This is a genomic window from Neobacillus niacini (assembly GCF_048572935.1).
GTDB lineage: Bacteria > Bacillota > Bacilli > Bacillales > Cytobacillaceae > Neobacillus > Neobacillus niacini.
Genome location: NZ_CP183883.1, coordinates 358,831 through 374,431, shown reverse-complemented (window position 1 = coordinate 374,431; position 15,601 = coordinate 358,831). Strand labels below are relative to the sequence as shown.

Here is a 15,601-nt window from a genome sequence, read left to right as displayed (position 1 = left end):
TCCTTATGGCACTGTTTTCTTTATTCTTTAAAAAACTAGATATAAGGAGTGAAGGAAATGAGGATTGAAATGCTGGAGCAGGAATTTTGGTTTGGCGGTTATGTTCATGAGGGTGTCAATCAGCCAATTGGCAAGGAGGCTATGTGTACACTTGATTTACGAGTCAATCAGACTCCAAATCAAGCAATGCCATTATTTCTGTCATCAAAAGGGCGCTATCTTTGGAGTAATCATGGTTTTGTGATTCGATTTGAAAACGGAATCATTGAAGTGCCGGAGGAAGTTGTCGTGGGTGCAGGATATCAGGATCTTAAAGGCGCTTACCTTCATGCGATGAAAAAATACTTTCCTTTTCAGGAGAGAAAGCTCAGTATGGAACTTTTCCGTCAACCGATTTATAATAGCTGGATTGAACTGACCTTTTATCAAAATGAAAGGGATATCATGGCGTATGCAAACCAAATTTTAAACAATGGTATGCCGCCTGGAGTCTTGATGATTGATGATGGTTGGTCCGATTATTACGGCCATTGGGTTTTTAGTAAAGGAAAATTTCCAAATCCGAAAGAAATGATTCGACAGCTATATGACAAAGGCTTCCATGTAATGCTTTGGGTCGCTCCATATGTTACTCCCGATACGGTTCAGTACCGGGAACTGCGGGATAAGGGTTTGTTAATTAAAACAAAAGATGGTAAGCCTTATATCACAGAATGGTGGAATGGATTCTCTGCTGTGCTGGATATGTCCAACCCAGCAACAAACGTGTGGTTAAGGGAGAAGTTGGATCAATTGTGCGAGTTAGGTGTAGCGGGATTTAAGTTTGATGGGGGAGACAGCACTCATTACAGTGAGGATCTTGTGACCTTTGGAAATGTCTCACCAGATGAGCAGTCCATGCTATGGGCGAAATTCGGAGAACAATATGCCTTTAACGAATTCCGTGTAACATCTAAAGCCGGTGGTATGGCTTTACTTCAACGTCTATGTGATAAAGAACACGCTTGGGGGAATACCGGTATTAATGCACTTGTACCGAATAGTCTATTACAAGGGATAACCGGTCATCCATTCTGCAGCCCTGATATGATTGGTGGAGGCGAGTATCTTAATTTCCAAGAGATTGAAGATGGCTCACTTGATCAGGAGCTATTTGTTCGACACAGTGAAATTGCGTGTCTCATGCCTGCAATGCAATTTTCTGCTGCTCCTTTTCGAGTACTGGATACTACTAATTTTCAATCGATTCTTAACAGTATTCAAATCAGGGGAAAGTTCATACAAGTTATAGAGTATTTGGTTCAGAATGCCCAACGAACAGGAGAGCCAATCATTCGTTATATGATCTATGAATTTCCAAATGAGCCTGTGGAGCGGATTACTGACCAGTTTATGCTAGGATCGACTATTTTAGTAGCTCCTGTTACTGAAAAGGGGAAAACAGGAAGAGGTGTATACCTTCCAAAGGGAATTTGGCACTATGAAAACGATATTATCGAAAGTACCGGGGGAAATAAGTTTTTCACTAGCCAACCAGGACAACCCATCGTCCTAATTAAGCAATAAAAAATTACTATAAAAACAGTATAATATGATATAAAAAGGATTCGGAATCTACTAGATTCTGAATCCTTTTTTATTGAGGCCAATGCCAGGAGGGATAGTTCAGTTATTAAATAATAGTGAAAATGTGTTGCTTTCTTAAAATCGTATTTTTGTTATATAAAGATGGTAATATTGTTTATTTAGCGGGAAAACGCATTCATATACAATTGGCTTATATTAAATAGAAAGGAAGATTCATTTTATGAAAAAGAAAACGGTTACTCTATTTTTATCTGTTCTTATTCTATTGGCTACTATTCTTGCTGGCTGTGGAAGCGATACAAGTAATGGGGCTGATAAAGAAAAAGAAAATGGCAATGATGTCGTTACACTACGTATGATGGGATATAATCCAGAATCAACAAGAGCAACTTATTTAAAATATCTAGATGAGAAGCTGCCAAATGTTGAAATTGAATTTGAATTTGTAGCACTTGATAATTTTAATAATGTTCTAAACTCACAGCTGCAAGCTGGTGAAGGTCCAGATTTAATTGAGGTTGGCGGCGAAGCAAAGCTACTTGCAAAAGCGAACTATCTATTGGATTTAACAGATGAAGAGTTTACAAGTAAGTATGTAGAATCAGGATTAAAACCATATATGGTAGATGGTAAGGTTTATGCAAGCCCATTACAATCATGGTTTGAAGGTATTTTCTATAATAAAGCCATTTTTAAAGAAAATAATGTTGAAGTTCCTAAAACATGGGATGAGTTTATTGAAATTAGTAAGCAATTAACTAAAAATGGTGTGAAGCCACAAATCATGGGAGCTCAATCATGGGAGCCAATGATGAAGCAAAGTATTGGACTCGTTAATAATGAATTTTATTCAGATGAAGCTAACAGGAATTTTGATGAGAAGTTTAACGCAGGAGAAGCAAAGCTTGCAGAAGAGTGGCTTCCATACGTAGAAGAATGGGCACGAGTGATCGACGAAGGAATTATTACAGAAGACATGCTAGGACTAAGCTATGACCAGGCGCTTGATCAATTTGCAACAGGTAAAGCAGCAATGTGGGAAAGTGGCCCATGGGCAGTTGAAACCATTTTAGAGAAAAATCCTGATATAGAATTAGGAATGTTCCCAATCCCTGGTAAAACAGAAGGAGACGGTTGGTTAATCGGTGGTCCTGGTTCTGCATTAGCGATCAACGCAAAATCACAGCATATTGAAGAAGCATTAAAAGTACTTGAATTAACAGCAACAGAAGAAGCACAAAAAGCACTCGTTGCGGATAACGCAGGAAGCTCTTTCTTAGAAGGTGTTGAAGTAGACTTAGGTGAGATTTATACAGATAGTGAGGCAGCATTCAAAGCAGGTAATGTATATGCTCCTTGGACTGCAGTATGGACCTCCGGAAATCCAATCGTAGAAGCGTATGGTAAGTCTCTACAAGAAGTACTTGCGGGCGTTAAGACAATTGAAAATGCACTTAAAGAAGCAGACTCGGTAAATGATAATTTAAGAAAGACCCTTAACTAATCAAATTTATTATCAAAGGAAAAGGAGTTCACTTTTCCTTTGATTCTATCCATTTTATTTTTATCGAATGGGAGAGTTAATAGGGATAGGAGGACTATCATGTATAACAAGCAGCGTGAACGGGTCTTTATGTTAATGATTCTTCCGGCGTTTATTGGATTTATTGTTTTATTTATCGCCCCAACTGCGATGAGTTTTTTCTATAGTCTTACAAATTGGTCAGTCTATAATCCTGATATTAAATTTGTGGGTTTGGATAACTATAAAATGTTATTTGAAGATGTCAAAACCGTTTCAGCGATTAAGACTACTTTAAAATATGCAGTACTTATCACCATTTTCCAGAACATCATTGCAATCCTATTGGCTGTGTACTTGAATAAGAAAATGGCGGCAGTTAACTTTGTAAAATCTTTAGTGTTCTTACCTGCTGTGTTGAGTATCTTAGTCGTTGGATTCCTCTTTCAATACATTATGACTTCTGCAGATTATGGACTTTTAAATAATATTATTCAATTCTTTGGGGGAGATCCAGTGAACTGGCTGGGTGACTCAAAGATTGCGATCTATTCTGTCCTAGTAACTCAGGTATGGCAATGGGCAGGTTGGTCGATGGTTATTTATATTGCAAACTTAAAAAGTATTGATACTGCTTTATACGAAGCTGCAGAAATTGATGGCGCAGGTAAAATTCGAACGTTTTTCTCCGTAACATTGCCTTTATTGTATCCAGCAGTTTCCTTCAATTTACTAATGAGTCTGATTGGTGGAATGAAGGTGTTCGATGTCATATTCTCAATGACAAAAGGTGGCCCGGGATATGCGACTGAGACTATTATGACGACCCTTATTCGGGAAGGCTTCAATAGTGGAAGGAACGCTTACGCTTCTGCGCTTGCCGTCGTATTCTTTATTGCGGTCTTCATCTTATCACGAATTGTGATTACATTCCTAAACAAATGGGAAAGGAAGCTATCATGAGTAAAAAAGGATTATTAGGAAAGATATCTTATATCGTTGGCCTTGTTTTAATTAGTTTTGTGATGTTTCTGCCAATCTATTATTTGGTAATCACAACGTTCAAATCACCGGATGAGGCAGCAGCGAGCCCATTAGGTCTGCCTGCATCACTTGATTTTTCTAATTATATGAAAGCCTTAGATGCGATGAATTATCTTCAGGCCATGAAAAATAACATAATAATTACAAGTGTATCTGTTATTTTACTCGTCTTTTTTGCTTCGATGGCTGCTTATGTAATCGCAAGGAGTACGAAGAAGATCTATCACATTATGTTCGCTATCTTTTTGATAGGGTTGATTATTCCATTTCAAATTGCCATTGTACCACTGTACCAGATTATTTCTGGAATGAACTTAATGAATACCCATCTTGGAGTTATTTTGGTCAGTGTATTTTGTATTAACCTACCATTAACGATTTTCTTATTGCGTGGGTTCATTCATACCGTTCCAATCGAATTGGAGGAGGCAGCCTATATGGATGGCTGTGGGACCTTCCGGTGCTTTTGGTTGATTATTTTCCCATTATTAAAACCAATCATTGCAACTGTTGTAATTTTGAATACACTGGCGATTTGGAATGATTTCTTAACCCCGCTGTTATTCTTACAATCACCGGACAAGGCCGTATTACTACAGGAAGTTTACAAGAATGTTGGTCCGTTCTCCACAAATTGGACATCCTTCTTCCCAATGCTTGTTATGTCAACACTTCCTTTAGTTGTATTCTACATCTTCATGCAAAAACGAGTCATTGAAGGTGTAGTAGCCGGCTCCGTTAAAGGATAAAAGGGATGAGACAGGACTTATGTCTCATTCTCCATATGTTCAACGGGGCAGGTTTTGTCAGATTCTCATCATAATTGTACCTTGTGTCACTGAAGGCTAGCCCGCCAAACATGTTGTAAATCTTTGTGTGACAAGGAAGGCTAGCCCCTTGTCACAAGTAAAGATGTAAGGACAGTGTGAACTGTCCAACAAAAAAAGGAGATGATGATAGTGAAGAAAATGCAGATTATCGTATTGATTACAATTGTTTTTTTTGCCACTTTTAATTTTGGCAATTTTACAAAAAATGCTTATGCGGAGGGTGCTTCCACACAATATGAGGTAACATTTAATCCGAATAATGGGGAAGAAGCGAAAATAGTTACAGGTGGAGAACCACTAGTAGAAGGCAATGTACCATTTTCAAAACTTGAAAAAGAGGGATATGACTTCCTTGGCTGGTTTTATGGAACGAATCTTAAATACGAGGTAATCTTTCCATTTCAACCTGAAGGAAACATGGTACTTACAGCAAAATGGGGAAAACATACAGCACCAAGTCCAATCGAAAAAGAAGGATATCGTTTAATTTTTAATGATGAATTTAACCAAGAGACTGGCGTATTAGACCCGGAACGTTGGGTGGATAAATATTTGTCATCATGGACAAGAATTCCTGAGTTGGCATCGCCTACTTATGAAATAAAAGATGGAGCGATGGTGTTGCAAATTCATGAAGATACCCGTCCATGGGCACCGGAATTTGATGGTCAAACAGTTGTAAGCGGTTTTACTACTGGTAACCGGAATGCTCTTCATAATTGGAATGGTAACAACGTGGTACGGAATCCAGTTGATACAGAGGTAACGCATATTAATCAATATGGGTTTTATGAAATTCGAGCTAAGGGGCAGGCTGGATCATCCAGACATGCAGCTTGGTGGTTAACAGGATTCGAAGATAGCGTGGATCACTCTGCGGAAATTGATATTTTTGAAGTTTTAGGAAGAGACGCAACTTCTGTTCCAAGAGCTTATCACGGTTGGAATGACCCAGATGCGTTTAACGTTAAAGATGAGGGACAGACATATCGAAATAGTACAGCTAATTTCCATGATGAGTGGCATACTTATGGAATGGATTGGCAAGAGGGAACTGGCTCAGGGGCTTTTCCAGATCGACTAGTATTCTATGTGGACGGAATAGAAGTAGGCAGTAAAAATGTAAACATTGATTATCCAATGATTCAATTATTCTCACTCTATGAGAAGCGTGCTGGTGGATGGACAGGGCCTTGGGAGTGGATGCCATATCCAAACTCATTTGAAATTGATTATGTTAGGGTTTATAAAAAGCTTCCTGAAAATCAGCCTGCATTATCTGCAAGTGAGCTGGAAATAGTGCAAATTGAGGATGCAAAGATAACCGTACAAGAAGGAAAGGCTTCTCTAAAGAAGTATACATCAGCTGTTGAGGGACATGAGGGCGAGGTATATACAGAGCCTAATCTACCAAATACACCATCCTATGTAAATGTGAATTGGAATGATGGTGTCGTTACACAGGAATTTGTAAAATGGGATCCAATTACCGTGGAGGATTTACAAATATTAAATAGCGGGAAATCCATCACGAAAAATGGTGTGCTTCCGAATAGTAGTGATTTAAATGGGGCTGAAAATCCGACATTGGTTATTGATGTAACCCCAGCACCACCTCCACCACCATACGCAAGTGAAAATTTAGGTAAGGCAAACAGCCAAACGGAATTAGCAAAATTATTTGATGGGAACCTTAAAAGCAATAGTGGTGAGTTTATCTTTGAACATAATTATTTGCCGACGGACAAAGAAGTAAATATTCAGTATGATTTTAACAAGAATGTGGAATTACAATCCATTGCATTCTCAACAAACTATGGTCAAGACCAAGGGATAAGAAAATTCAAAGTAGCAGCTTGGAACGCAGAAACGAATAGCTGGGATTTAAACAGCACGGAATACAGTATCCCATGGACTTCTGCTGGTAATACCGAGCTTGGTGAAACAAAAACAATTGATATTATTCCAATTGAGACAACAAAGGTGAAAATTATCCTCACGGATGTTGGTTTAAAATGGATCAACAAAATGGCAATGCGCGAAATCGCCTTCCAATATGATGAAGTGGTTGATAAATCCTCTCTAAAACAAGTGGTAGAGGAGACAGAGCAGAAAGACGAAACTACCTATACGGAAGAAAGCTGGTCGGTGTTAAAAGTGTCCCTAGCAAAGGCAAAAGAGGTAATAGAGAATGAAGCTGCGACGCAAACAGAGGTGGACGCAGCCCTCCATGAATTGACTGAAGCCATTCAACAGCTAGTTAAAAAACCATCAGCAGTAGAATTAGAATCAGCACTGAAATTTATCGAAAAGCACACAAATGAGGGGAATATTACAACTTCATTAAGCAAGCAGCTTTCTACATCTATAAGTTCAGCGATTCATCATCGAGATATGGGCAGACAAGAACAAGCTTTAAAACATTTACAGGATGCGATCAAACATTTTGAAAAAGCAAAAGAAACGGATATAGAGGAAGACGTACGTACAAAACTACAAAAAATCTTTAGCTTAATTGAAATCTAAATCTCTGACCAAAATGAAGTGGTCAGTTAGTATTTAAAAAAGTTAAAAAAGTGCGAGTCGCTACGCGAAGCCTATCCATGGATAAGGAGAAACGAAAAGCAGTGTGAAGGAAAATGACTTCTCTTCACACTGCTTTTAACATGTTTACTTATGTTTCTGCCATTACTCCTGCTCTTTATTCATCTTAGGTACTTGTGTGCCTGGTTCGGCTTGTTCCCCGTCGGTTTCTAAGACTGTAAAGGTACTAAAGTGGTTGGTTTCCACTGAGACTTTGCCATCGTTGTTAACTGCTCCTGGTATCAGTTCCCATTGTTTTGCTTGCTCATTGAAATAAAATACTTTCAAATTATTAGGCTCTTTCACTTTCCTGCCATCAAGAGTAAAGGTTAACGTTATTGGTTTCTCAAATTGGCGAATTTCCTTACCATCAATCAGGATTGTAAAGTTATAGGCAGGGCTTTTCGCTTTGTTGATATCTCTTAAACGGTCCAAAGTCAGCTCAAAACTTTTCTCAGAGATAATAGACGAAGGGATCAAGAGAGTAACCTCATCATTCATTACCTTTAGAGGAATTCCAAGATCCTTCGAAAGCTGGGCTTGTTCTTTTGTGACTGACACTTTCGCAGAATGCTCTTTGCCAAGGTCAACAAAAAGGATTAGTTGTGCTTTGGCTGCACCGAGATCCTTGCTTGCAGCATCTATTTCAGATTGAGTGGCTTGGCTGTTGTTGTACACTACTTTTGCTTTTTCATAGGCTGTTTTATAGATACTAAAAGACTCTTCTGTAAAAAGAGATTCATCCAGTTGTTCGGATAATAATCCTTTTAAACCGGAGCGGTCTGGCAACAATTCTTTATTGGTAGACGTATTCAACTCATAAATAACTGGTTGAACATTTCCCCAAGTCAACTTGATTTCAAATATACGATCATAGAGTGGATTATAGAATGTATTTAAACTTTTATTCAGGACACCCAGTTCAATCCATTCGTCCTTACCAACCCTGGCACTTACGACTGCGTTTGAAATTGCATTTGAGCCTTGAACAATGGTAATGATTGATACATCTGTTTTTTCAGAGAGACGGTAGTTAAGTGATCCATTGCTTTTACCCGTCATATTTGGCTTAAAGGCTGTTGTCAAATGACCATCCAATAGACGCAAAGGACCAAACCCATCTTCTTCAATTGGATCTACGACAAAGGTTGGATTGTTTTCGGTTCTAACGTATTCGCCGCCGTTAATGACGAATTCATTAATATGGGCAAATCTGTATGGATAATTGGCTGTAAAAAGAATTCTAATATATTTGGCCTGAATCCCGCCAATATGGTCATTACCATAATAATAGTTTCCTGGATTGGCAGAATCATGGGTGTATCCATCTGCAATCATGTCGGCGTAATCAGCCTTACCGCCTGCCAGATTATCCACACCATCACCTAACGTAATCACATCTGTCCAATTTTCATTGTCCATCGATAACTGGACTTTGGCGTCGCGGATATAGTTAATATTATTTTCTTCGTTATAAACGCGTAAACTGTTGAAAATTCTAGGCTCACCAATGGAGTAAGTGATCGCTTTTCCTTTTATCTGATAATCAGTAAAAATAGCTTTCGTACCAAACTTATTATCGAAAGGAGCTAACAGGGTGCCCGCATTTCTTGAATCACTAGCTGCATAGGCAGAGGAGATGCCCATATCCGTTCCGACGAAACTTGGTCCATAGATTTCCTTGGATGAAACGCTAAATTCATTCAGGTCGAAAGTAATCTCTTCATTGGTGTTGTTGAGTAATCGTACATAACGGGCAATCGTTCCTTCAACTGGACTGGTCCATTCTACCTCATTCATAGAGGCCTGTAAGGTTAATTTCTCACTCGTTGCCTGTACCGTCACGCTATCTAATTCTTTAATACGTTCCAATTTCACACCTACATACTCGTTTGGTTTCAGTGTGATATTTGTTGTCGCTGCTAAACTTGTTTTTTCTAGTGTATGCGGGGAAATAATCTTTTTATAATCAGTGTTATTCGTATACGTATATTCAGAAGACGACTTTGCTACATTGACCCGAATTTCGCTAAACTTGATCCAAACAGGGACATTTTTTAGGTTTTTCAGGCGGACGTATCTTGCTTTAATGCCGGTTAAGTCTTCCTCTACCTTATCCATCCCTGAGGGCTTGCCTGTATATTTTTTGTATAAGGTATAATTCACATTATCAGTGGAGTATTCCAACTGGTACTCTGTCCACTTATCACCATTATCCCGGCCAACAGCAAAGTAAACTTTGCCTAAATCATAGACCTTTTGTAAATCAACACCAATATAATCACCAGCAACTGAGGTATCCTTAATCGTACCTGAAGGGTCGTACCAGATATGAGTCACGTCATTGCCATCAAATAAATTAGCTGCGCTTCCTTGATAGACTTTAAAGTGGGAAGGAACCATGAGTTGGTATTGTGGTGTTTCGTCTCCTGCTAAGGTCTCGTTGATAACGATATCCTTAATACCTAACCATGTATTAGGACGATCTGTCGTTGCAATTAATCGGATCCCTCTAGCTTTAAGATTTAAATTCTCTAGCACTACTTTACTGACATGGCCATATTGAGCCCCTTCGATATCAATCCAATTTTCTCCGTCAACGGTATATTGTGCCTTACTGGCAGTAAAAGTATCATTACTATTTGCAATTGCACCTAATTCAAACCTTGCTGTATGAATAGTGAGTGCTTTTTCATATAGAACTCCAATATATGTGCCGGTAGAGATGGAGTTAGGATTTTTAAACACCACTTCAGTACCCAAATTGTTATCCAACAGATTTTCCAGGCTGCCAGTAGGAGAATCTGTCCGATTTGTAATAACTCTAGCTGTGTTACTATCAGGATTTACAATCGATTGGACTTTAATGGATATATCATTTAATAGAGTTTTGATAAATGGCACGATGTGCTGTACGCCTACTTCGGCATACTCATAATGATCAATGTAGCGGAACGGATGATTCTTTGAGGCATCATAGGAAGCTTGACCTTGACTGTAGTTTTCCCATACAGCAGCCTTATCGCCTTGTTCATGGGCAATCTCTGCCTGTAGTAAGGAAATAGCGGCATTGGCCGTATCAATCGCACTATCTAACCAATAAACAATCTGGTCTCTTGTTCTTGAATTACCAGGGTTGGCTTTATAGGTTTGGGCGGCATCCCGAATCACTTCGAATTCTTTGATTAACGCTTGGGCTTTATTTGTAATGTTTTCTTTTCCTAGGGCAGCTTTAAACTCATTTAACTTAGGAGCTAATTCAACTGATTCTTCCAATTTGGAAACTCGAGAGTCCATATTTTGATTGATCATATGCTTGGACAGTTCTCTGAGTGCAATGGAAGCAGGAGTTTCATTAATATTGAGATGGTCCATGTAAGCAAATGAATCATTCCAGTTTTTCTTGGCCTGATCGACATTATCCCAAATATTCCATGCATAATCGGCATTGGCAAAAATGGCTGATTTACTAGCTTCTGATTGCTGCATTGGATTTAGCACAATCCCCTCGATATTGGCAGGGTTCACACCAGGCTGCAGGAATGTTTCATTTCCGCCCATGATGAGGTGCTGCTTCGAATTATCGGTGCAAGGCCAGTTAATCCATAAGTATGGGGCTCTCCCGGCGTTGTTTGTAAATGTTTGAGTGAAGTTATTTGAAACCTCTCCCCATACCTTGCCACCGGTTTGGACATTACTAACAGACTTTGGCAAATCTCTTAATGTCTGGATTTGTGCACTCGTTCCCCATCCCATATAATCATTTGGAACGAAGATCATGTCAATCACTAAACCTTCATAATTTGCCTGTTGCTCAATTAACCAATTAGTCAAATCTGTCATCAGTTTCACATATGTTTTGGGCCCTTGTGCAGGTACTCCAGCGTCATCCGCCAAAATACCAAACTTTCGAACACCCGCGTCCATCAATTGCGTAAATTTCGATTTAATAATATTTAAGTCTGCTTGATAATTTTCCTCTGTATTGAAGCGGATTGGATTATTCATAAAAGTATGCAGTGTATAAACAAATCTAGTTTTACTGGCATTGCCCGCTTCAGCAAGTTTGCTAATTTTCACTAGTTCATCTTCTGTATATAATTCTCTCCATTTGGCATTGTGTTTTGGGTCATCCTTAGGCGCATAGATATAAGAATTCATTTTGAACTCGCCGCCAAAGGTCATTAATTCAGCACGATCTTCATTGGACCATGGTTCCCCATAATATCCTTCAATGAACCCCCGTCCTTTAACATCTGCATAATCTTTAATGGTTAATTCTTGAATGGTTCGATCCGACATCTGTTTGAAGATATGTTTGACAGTGGTCACACCATAAAAAGCAGAATCTACATCTTTACCGAGGACAGCAATGACATTATCCTGGATAGAAACAATGTTTGCATCAAGCTTTGCTAGAGTTGTTTCATCGCTTAATTGTTTTTCTGCAAAGTATTGATCGACATATTCATTTGACTGATAAATACCAACCAAAAAGTTTGTTTTATTTTCAACCATTGCCTCTGAAACGGTAAATGGAATGTCCTTAACCGCCAATACTTCTTCTACTCGTTTTTTCGTATAGGAATCCACTTTCGACTCATATACGAGATTGATAGAATTGCTTAATTGGAATTGCCCACCATGATAGTGTATATCGTGAGGATTTGGATAGATTTGATATTTCATTGTTTCTGTAGCAGCGTATGCCGGCATCATAAATCCACATAGGGTACTAAATAGCACAGCAAATATAATCGTTAAATTTAACAAAATACTTTTTTTCAATTACTCCCCCTACCTTCTAAAAAAATGAATCGTTCTTGTATTGAGTCTCAAGACTAATTACAACCAAGCGATTAGAAAAATGATCACCTCCTTAAATAAAAACTTCATAACAGCAAAAGGGCATGGAAAACAAATACAAGAATCCCTAAGAGGGACCTTGCTTTGCTTTCCATGCCCAGTATGAACCAGTCACATGAAACCTCATATTTAACAAGATTATAAAGCGTTTACAAAAGTAAGTCAATTAATTTTCGAACTATTCAGTTTTTGGGGAGATTTCCTTCAAAGGGGATGGTAGCTTGGAAGCGGGAATGGACATGCTGTTAACAGAGCCAGCCAAGCTTGATAGCCAGTGCAGCCCTGCTCGCTTAGTGCAAACATTTGCCTCGGACTTGAAAAATTGAGAAGTTTAGTTGCTATTTGAGGGTCTTTATTTTATGTATTAAAAGGTAGTGAAAAGAATAAAATTTTATTTTACCTCAGTATAAAATATATTGTCAATAAGAAATTTGCAATATTATCAAAAAAATGTTATTATATTTTTATAATAACATTTTTAATCGTATTCCAAATTCCGCTGTATTTTTTGCAGATAGAATTATGGATACGTTTTTTTAATATCCATTTTAAATCTAAGGAAAATTCAGACATTCGTATGAGCTTTAAAGGAAGTTAGTTGAATGAAATTATTAATTACCGAAAATTAACCGAGTTTTTATTCTAAGGAGGACTAGAATAATGAATCTTATCAATGAGAAAGTTACACACGAGCGTTTTGGCATGGGTAGTATAGTTAAACATAATGATTCTAGTATTGAAATAAATTTCGCTTCGGAAAATAAAAAGTTTGTTTTCCCCGATGTATTTGGAAAACACCTAAAATTACATAATAAAATTGTTGCGAATTCACTCGAAAAAATTATAGAAAAGAAGGAAATGGAACGAAAAGAGGAAGAGTGGAAGAAGGAAGCGGAAAAAGAACTTCAACAAAAAAAACAGGAACTTCGCTTGGAACATGAAAAACTGATGAAAAATCATAAACTTCATCCCGAATCACAAATGGTTTTTTGGTGTGACACAGAAGAACAGAATCGTTCTTTTTCAGAGTGGAAAGTTTTTTCAGGTGTAATAAAAAGTGGTAATAATCAGGGAAAGCCAAACAAACCCATCCGCTTGCACCAAAATAGCGCTGTCCTGTTAACAGCAATAGATTCCGATAAGCCTGAAAAAGACAGGCGTATCTTAGGTGTTTATATGGTGAATGAAGATTTTATTGGTAAGCTTTGTGAAGATGGATTTATTCCTGCCCATTCAGAATACAGACTCCAACTTACAGAACAAGAATCGGATCAGGTGCTCTTCTGGAAATATTATGTGAATGAAAAATTCCCCCATAAAATGACATGGAATACAGGGAAATACCGTTATTTTGAAAATCTGTGGATGGCTCAAATTTTGCATGATATCGTTTCGTTGAAAAGTGAACCAAAGGAACGAGAGCAGGCACAACAATTTTTTGAACACTTTTGTAAAATGAATCAGATAACAGAACAAGAGTTACCAAAGCCTAATGGTGCATTATTGCGTATTTAATCGTTAGCCATTAATAAAAGGGGTACCCAAATTGAATTGGGTACCCCTTAATCTTTATTTAAAACACTTTCGTCGTCCAATCCTCACAATTCCAAATATCGGTCGCAATTTCGCGATAGAAATCAGGTTCGTGGGATACCATTAAGATACTTCCGCGATATGCCTTTAAAGCTCGCTTCAATTCTTCTTTTGCGTCCACATCCAAGTGATTGGTAGGCTCGTCTAGAATTAATAAGTTTGTTGGTGTGTTAATAATTTTACACAAGCGAACTTTTGCCTTTTCGCCACCGGAAAGGACTTCGACTTTACTTTCAATATGTTTGGTCGTTAATCCACATTTTGCAAGAGCAGCACGGACTTCAGCCTGATTCATACTTGGGAACTCGCTCCAAATCTCTTCAATACAAGTGTTGTAGTTGGACTGTTTCACTTCCTGCTCGAAGTAACCGATGTGTTGATACTCACCACGTTCCACTTTACCATCCAGCGGATCAATCAACCCAAGAATACTTTTTAAAAGAGTAGACTTACCAATACCGTTTGCACCCACGAATGCGATTTTTTGTCCGCGTTCCATTTTCAAATTCAGCGGGCGAGAAAGTGGTTCGTTGTAACCAATAACAAGATCTTCAGCCGTGAAGATATAACGACTAGCTGCACGAGCTTCTTTGAAGTTAAACTCTGGTTTCGGCTTTTCTTTGCCCAATTCAATAACTTCCATTTTGTCGAGCTTCTTCTGACGAGACATCGCCATATTACGAGTCGCAACACTTGCCTTGTTACGCGCAACGAAATCTTTCAAATCAGCAATTTCTTGTTGTTGGCGCTTGTAAGCAGACTCTAGCTGCTGCTTCTTCATTTCATATATATTTAAGAAGTTATCATAGTCACCAACATAGCGATTCAACTCTTGGTTTTCCATATGATAAATCAAGTTAACAACATTGTTCAAGAATGGAATATCATGTGAAATCAAAATAAATGCATTCTCATATTCCTGTAAATAGCGTTTCAACCATTCGATATGCTGTTCATCCAAATAGTTCGTTGGCTCGTCTAGTAAAAGGATTTCAGGCTTTTCTAACAAAAGCTTAGCCAGCAAAACCTTCGTACGCTGCCCGCCGCTAAGATCATCTACATCCCGATCGAGTCCAACATCGTCTAATCCTAGACCGCGGGCAACTTCCTCAACTTTTGAATTAATTTGATAGAAATCATTACTATCTAACGTTTCTTGCAGCTCTCCAACTTCTGCAAGTAAGGCATCGATATCAGCACCTTCATCACCCATTTTTGCATAAAGTTCATTAATCTCTGCTTCAGCATCAAAAAGATATTGAAAAGCAGTACTCAAAGCGTCACGCATCGTTGTACCTTTTTGAAGGACAGCATGCTGATCTAAATAACCAACACGAACTTTTCGTGACCACTCAACCTTCCCCTCGTCTGGCTGCAGCTTCCCAGTAACAATATTCATGAAAGTAGACTTACCCTCACCATTTGCCCCAACTAGTCCAACGTGCTCACCTTTTAAAAGTCGAAAAGACACATTATTAAAAATTGCACGATCACCGAAACCGTGGCTTAAATTTTTTACGTTTAATACGCTCATTTTTTTAACCCCTTATCTATTGTCACATGTGGATATCATACT

8 protein-coding genes are annotated in these 15,601 nt (G+C 38.3%); 6 read left to right on the top strand and 2 right to left on the bottom strand.

The window, feature by feature from the left end; all coding sequences use genetic code 11:
- Window positions 1–57: 57 nt before the first annotated feature.
- From ACN6MT_RS01720 to ACN6MT_RS01700, 5 genes are all read left to right on the top strand, one after another.
- Window positions 58–1,566: a glycoside hydrolase family 31 protein gene (locus ACN6MT_RS01720; RefSeq protein WP_419954572.1), complete on the top strand. Its 1,509-nt coding sequence runs from the start codon at window positions 58–60 to the stop codon at window positions 1,564–1,566.
- Window positions 1,567–1,807: 241 nt separating this feature from the next.
- Window positions 1,808–3,091 carry an ABC transporter substrate-binding protein gene (locus tag ACN6MT_RS01715; RefSeq protein WP_419954571.1) on the top strand — a complete coding sequence of 428 codons (1,284 nt, stop codon included), beginning with the start codon at window positions 1,808–1,810 and terminating at the stop codon, window positions 3,089–3,091.
- Window positions 3,092–3,190: 99 nt separating this feature from the next.
- Complete coding sequence (locus tag ACN6MT_RS01710; RefSeq protein WP_419954570.1) at window positions 3,191–4,072, top strand: carbohydrate ABC transporter permease; 882 nt, start codon at window positions 3,191–3,193, stop codon at window positions 4,070–4,072.
- Window positions 4,069–4,902: a carbohydrate ABC transporter permease gene (locus ACN6MT_RS01705; protein ID WP_419954569.1), complete on the top strand. Its 834-nt coding sequence runs from the start codon at window positions 4,069–4,071 to the stop codon at window positions 4,900–4,902. The genes ACN6MT_RS01710 and ACN6MT_RS01705 overlap by 4 nt, the downstream gene beginning before the upstream one ends.
- A gap of 219 nt (window positions 4,903–5,121) precedes the next feature.
- Complete coding sequence (locus ACN6MT_RS01700; RefSeq protein WP_419956361.1) at window positions 5,122–7,509, top strand: FIMAH domain-containing protein; 2,388 nt, start codon at window positions 5,122–5,124, stop codon at window positions 7,507–7,509.
- A gap of 162 nt (window positions 7,510–7,671) precedes the next feature.
- Here the strand turns inward: ACN6MT_RS01700 and ACN6MT_RS01695 are convergent, their stop codons facing one another.
- Complete coding sequence (locus ACN6MT_RS01695; RefSeq protein WP_419954568.1) at window positions 7,672–12,354, bottom strand: beta-N-acetylglucosaminidase domain-containing protein; 4,683 nt, start codon at window positions 12,352–12,354, stop codon at window positions 7,672–7,674.
- 738 nt (window positions 12,355–13,092) lie between these two features.
- On the opposite strand from ACN6MT_RS01695, the gene ACN6MT_RS01690 reads away from it, so the two are divergent.
- A complete protein-coding gene (locus tag ACN6MT_RS01690; protein WP_419954567.1) occupies window positions 13,093–13,947 on the top strand; it encodes a malate synthase in 855 nt (284 codons plus the stop codon).
- A 58-nt stretch (window positions 13,948–14,005) separates the two neighbouring features.
- On the opposite strand, the gene ACN6MT_RS01685 is transcribed toward ACN6MT_RS01690, so the two are convergent.
- A complete protein-coding gene (locus ACN6MT_RS01685) occupies window positions 14,006–15,559 on the bottom strand; it encodes an ABC-F family ATP-binding cassette domain-containing protein (RefSeq protein WP_419954566.1) in 1,554 nt (517 codons plus the stop codon).
- Between the last annotated feature and the right edge of the window lie 42 nt (window positions 15,560–15,601).

What these genes read in the sequence shown, in the direction of transcription:
- ACN6MT_RS01720 (WP_419954572.1), top strand. Translation starts at nt 58, where the DNA reads ATGAGGATTGAAATGCTGGAGCAGGAATTTTGGTTTGGCGGTTATGTT.
- ACN6MT_RS01715 (WP_419954571.1), top strand. Translation starts at nt 1,808, where the DNA reads ATGAAAAAGAAAACGGTTACTCTATTTTTATCTGTTCTTATTCTATTG.
- ACN6MT_RS01710 (WP_419954570.1), top strand. Translation starts at nt 3,191, where the DNA reads ATGTATAACAAGCAGCGTGAACGGGTCTTTATGTTAATGATTCTTCCG.
- ACN6MT_RS01705 (WP_419954569.1), top strand. Translation starts at nt 4,069, where the DNA reads ATGAGTAAAAAAGGATTATTAGGAAAGATATCTTATATCGTTGGCCTT.
- ACN6MT_RS01700 (WP_419956361.1), top strand. Translation starts at nt 5,122, where the DNA reads ATGCAGATTATCGTATTGATTACAATTGTTTTTTTTGCCACTTTTAAT.
- ACN6MT_RS01690 (WP_419954567.1), top strand. Translation starts at nt 13,093, where the DNA reads ATGAATCTTATCAATGAGAAAGTTACACACGAGCGTTTTGGCATGGGT.
- ACN6MT_RS01685 (WP_419954566.1), bottom strand. Translation starts at nt 15,559, where the DNA reads ATGAGCGTATTAAACGTAAAAAATTTAAGCCACGGTTTCGGTGATCGT.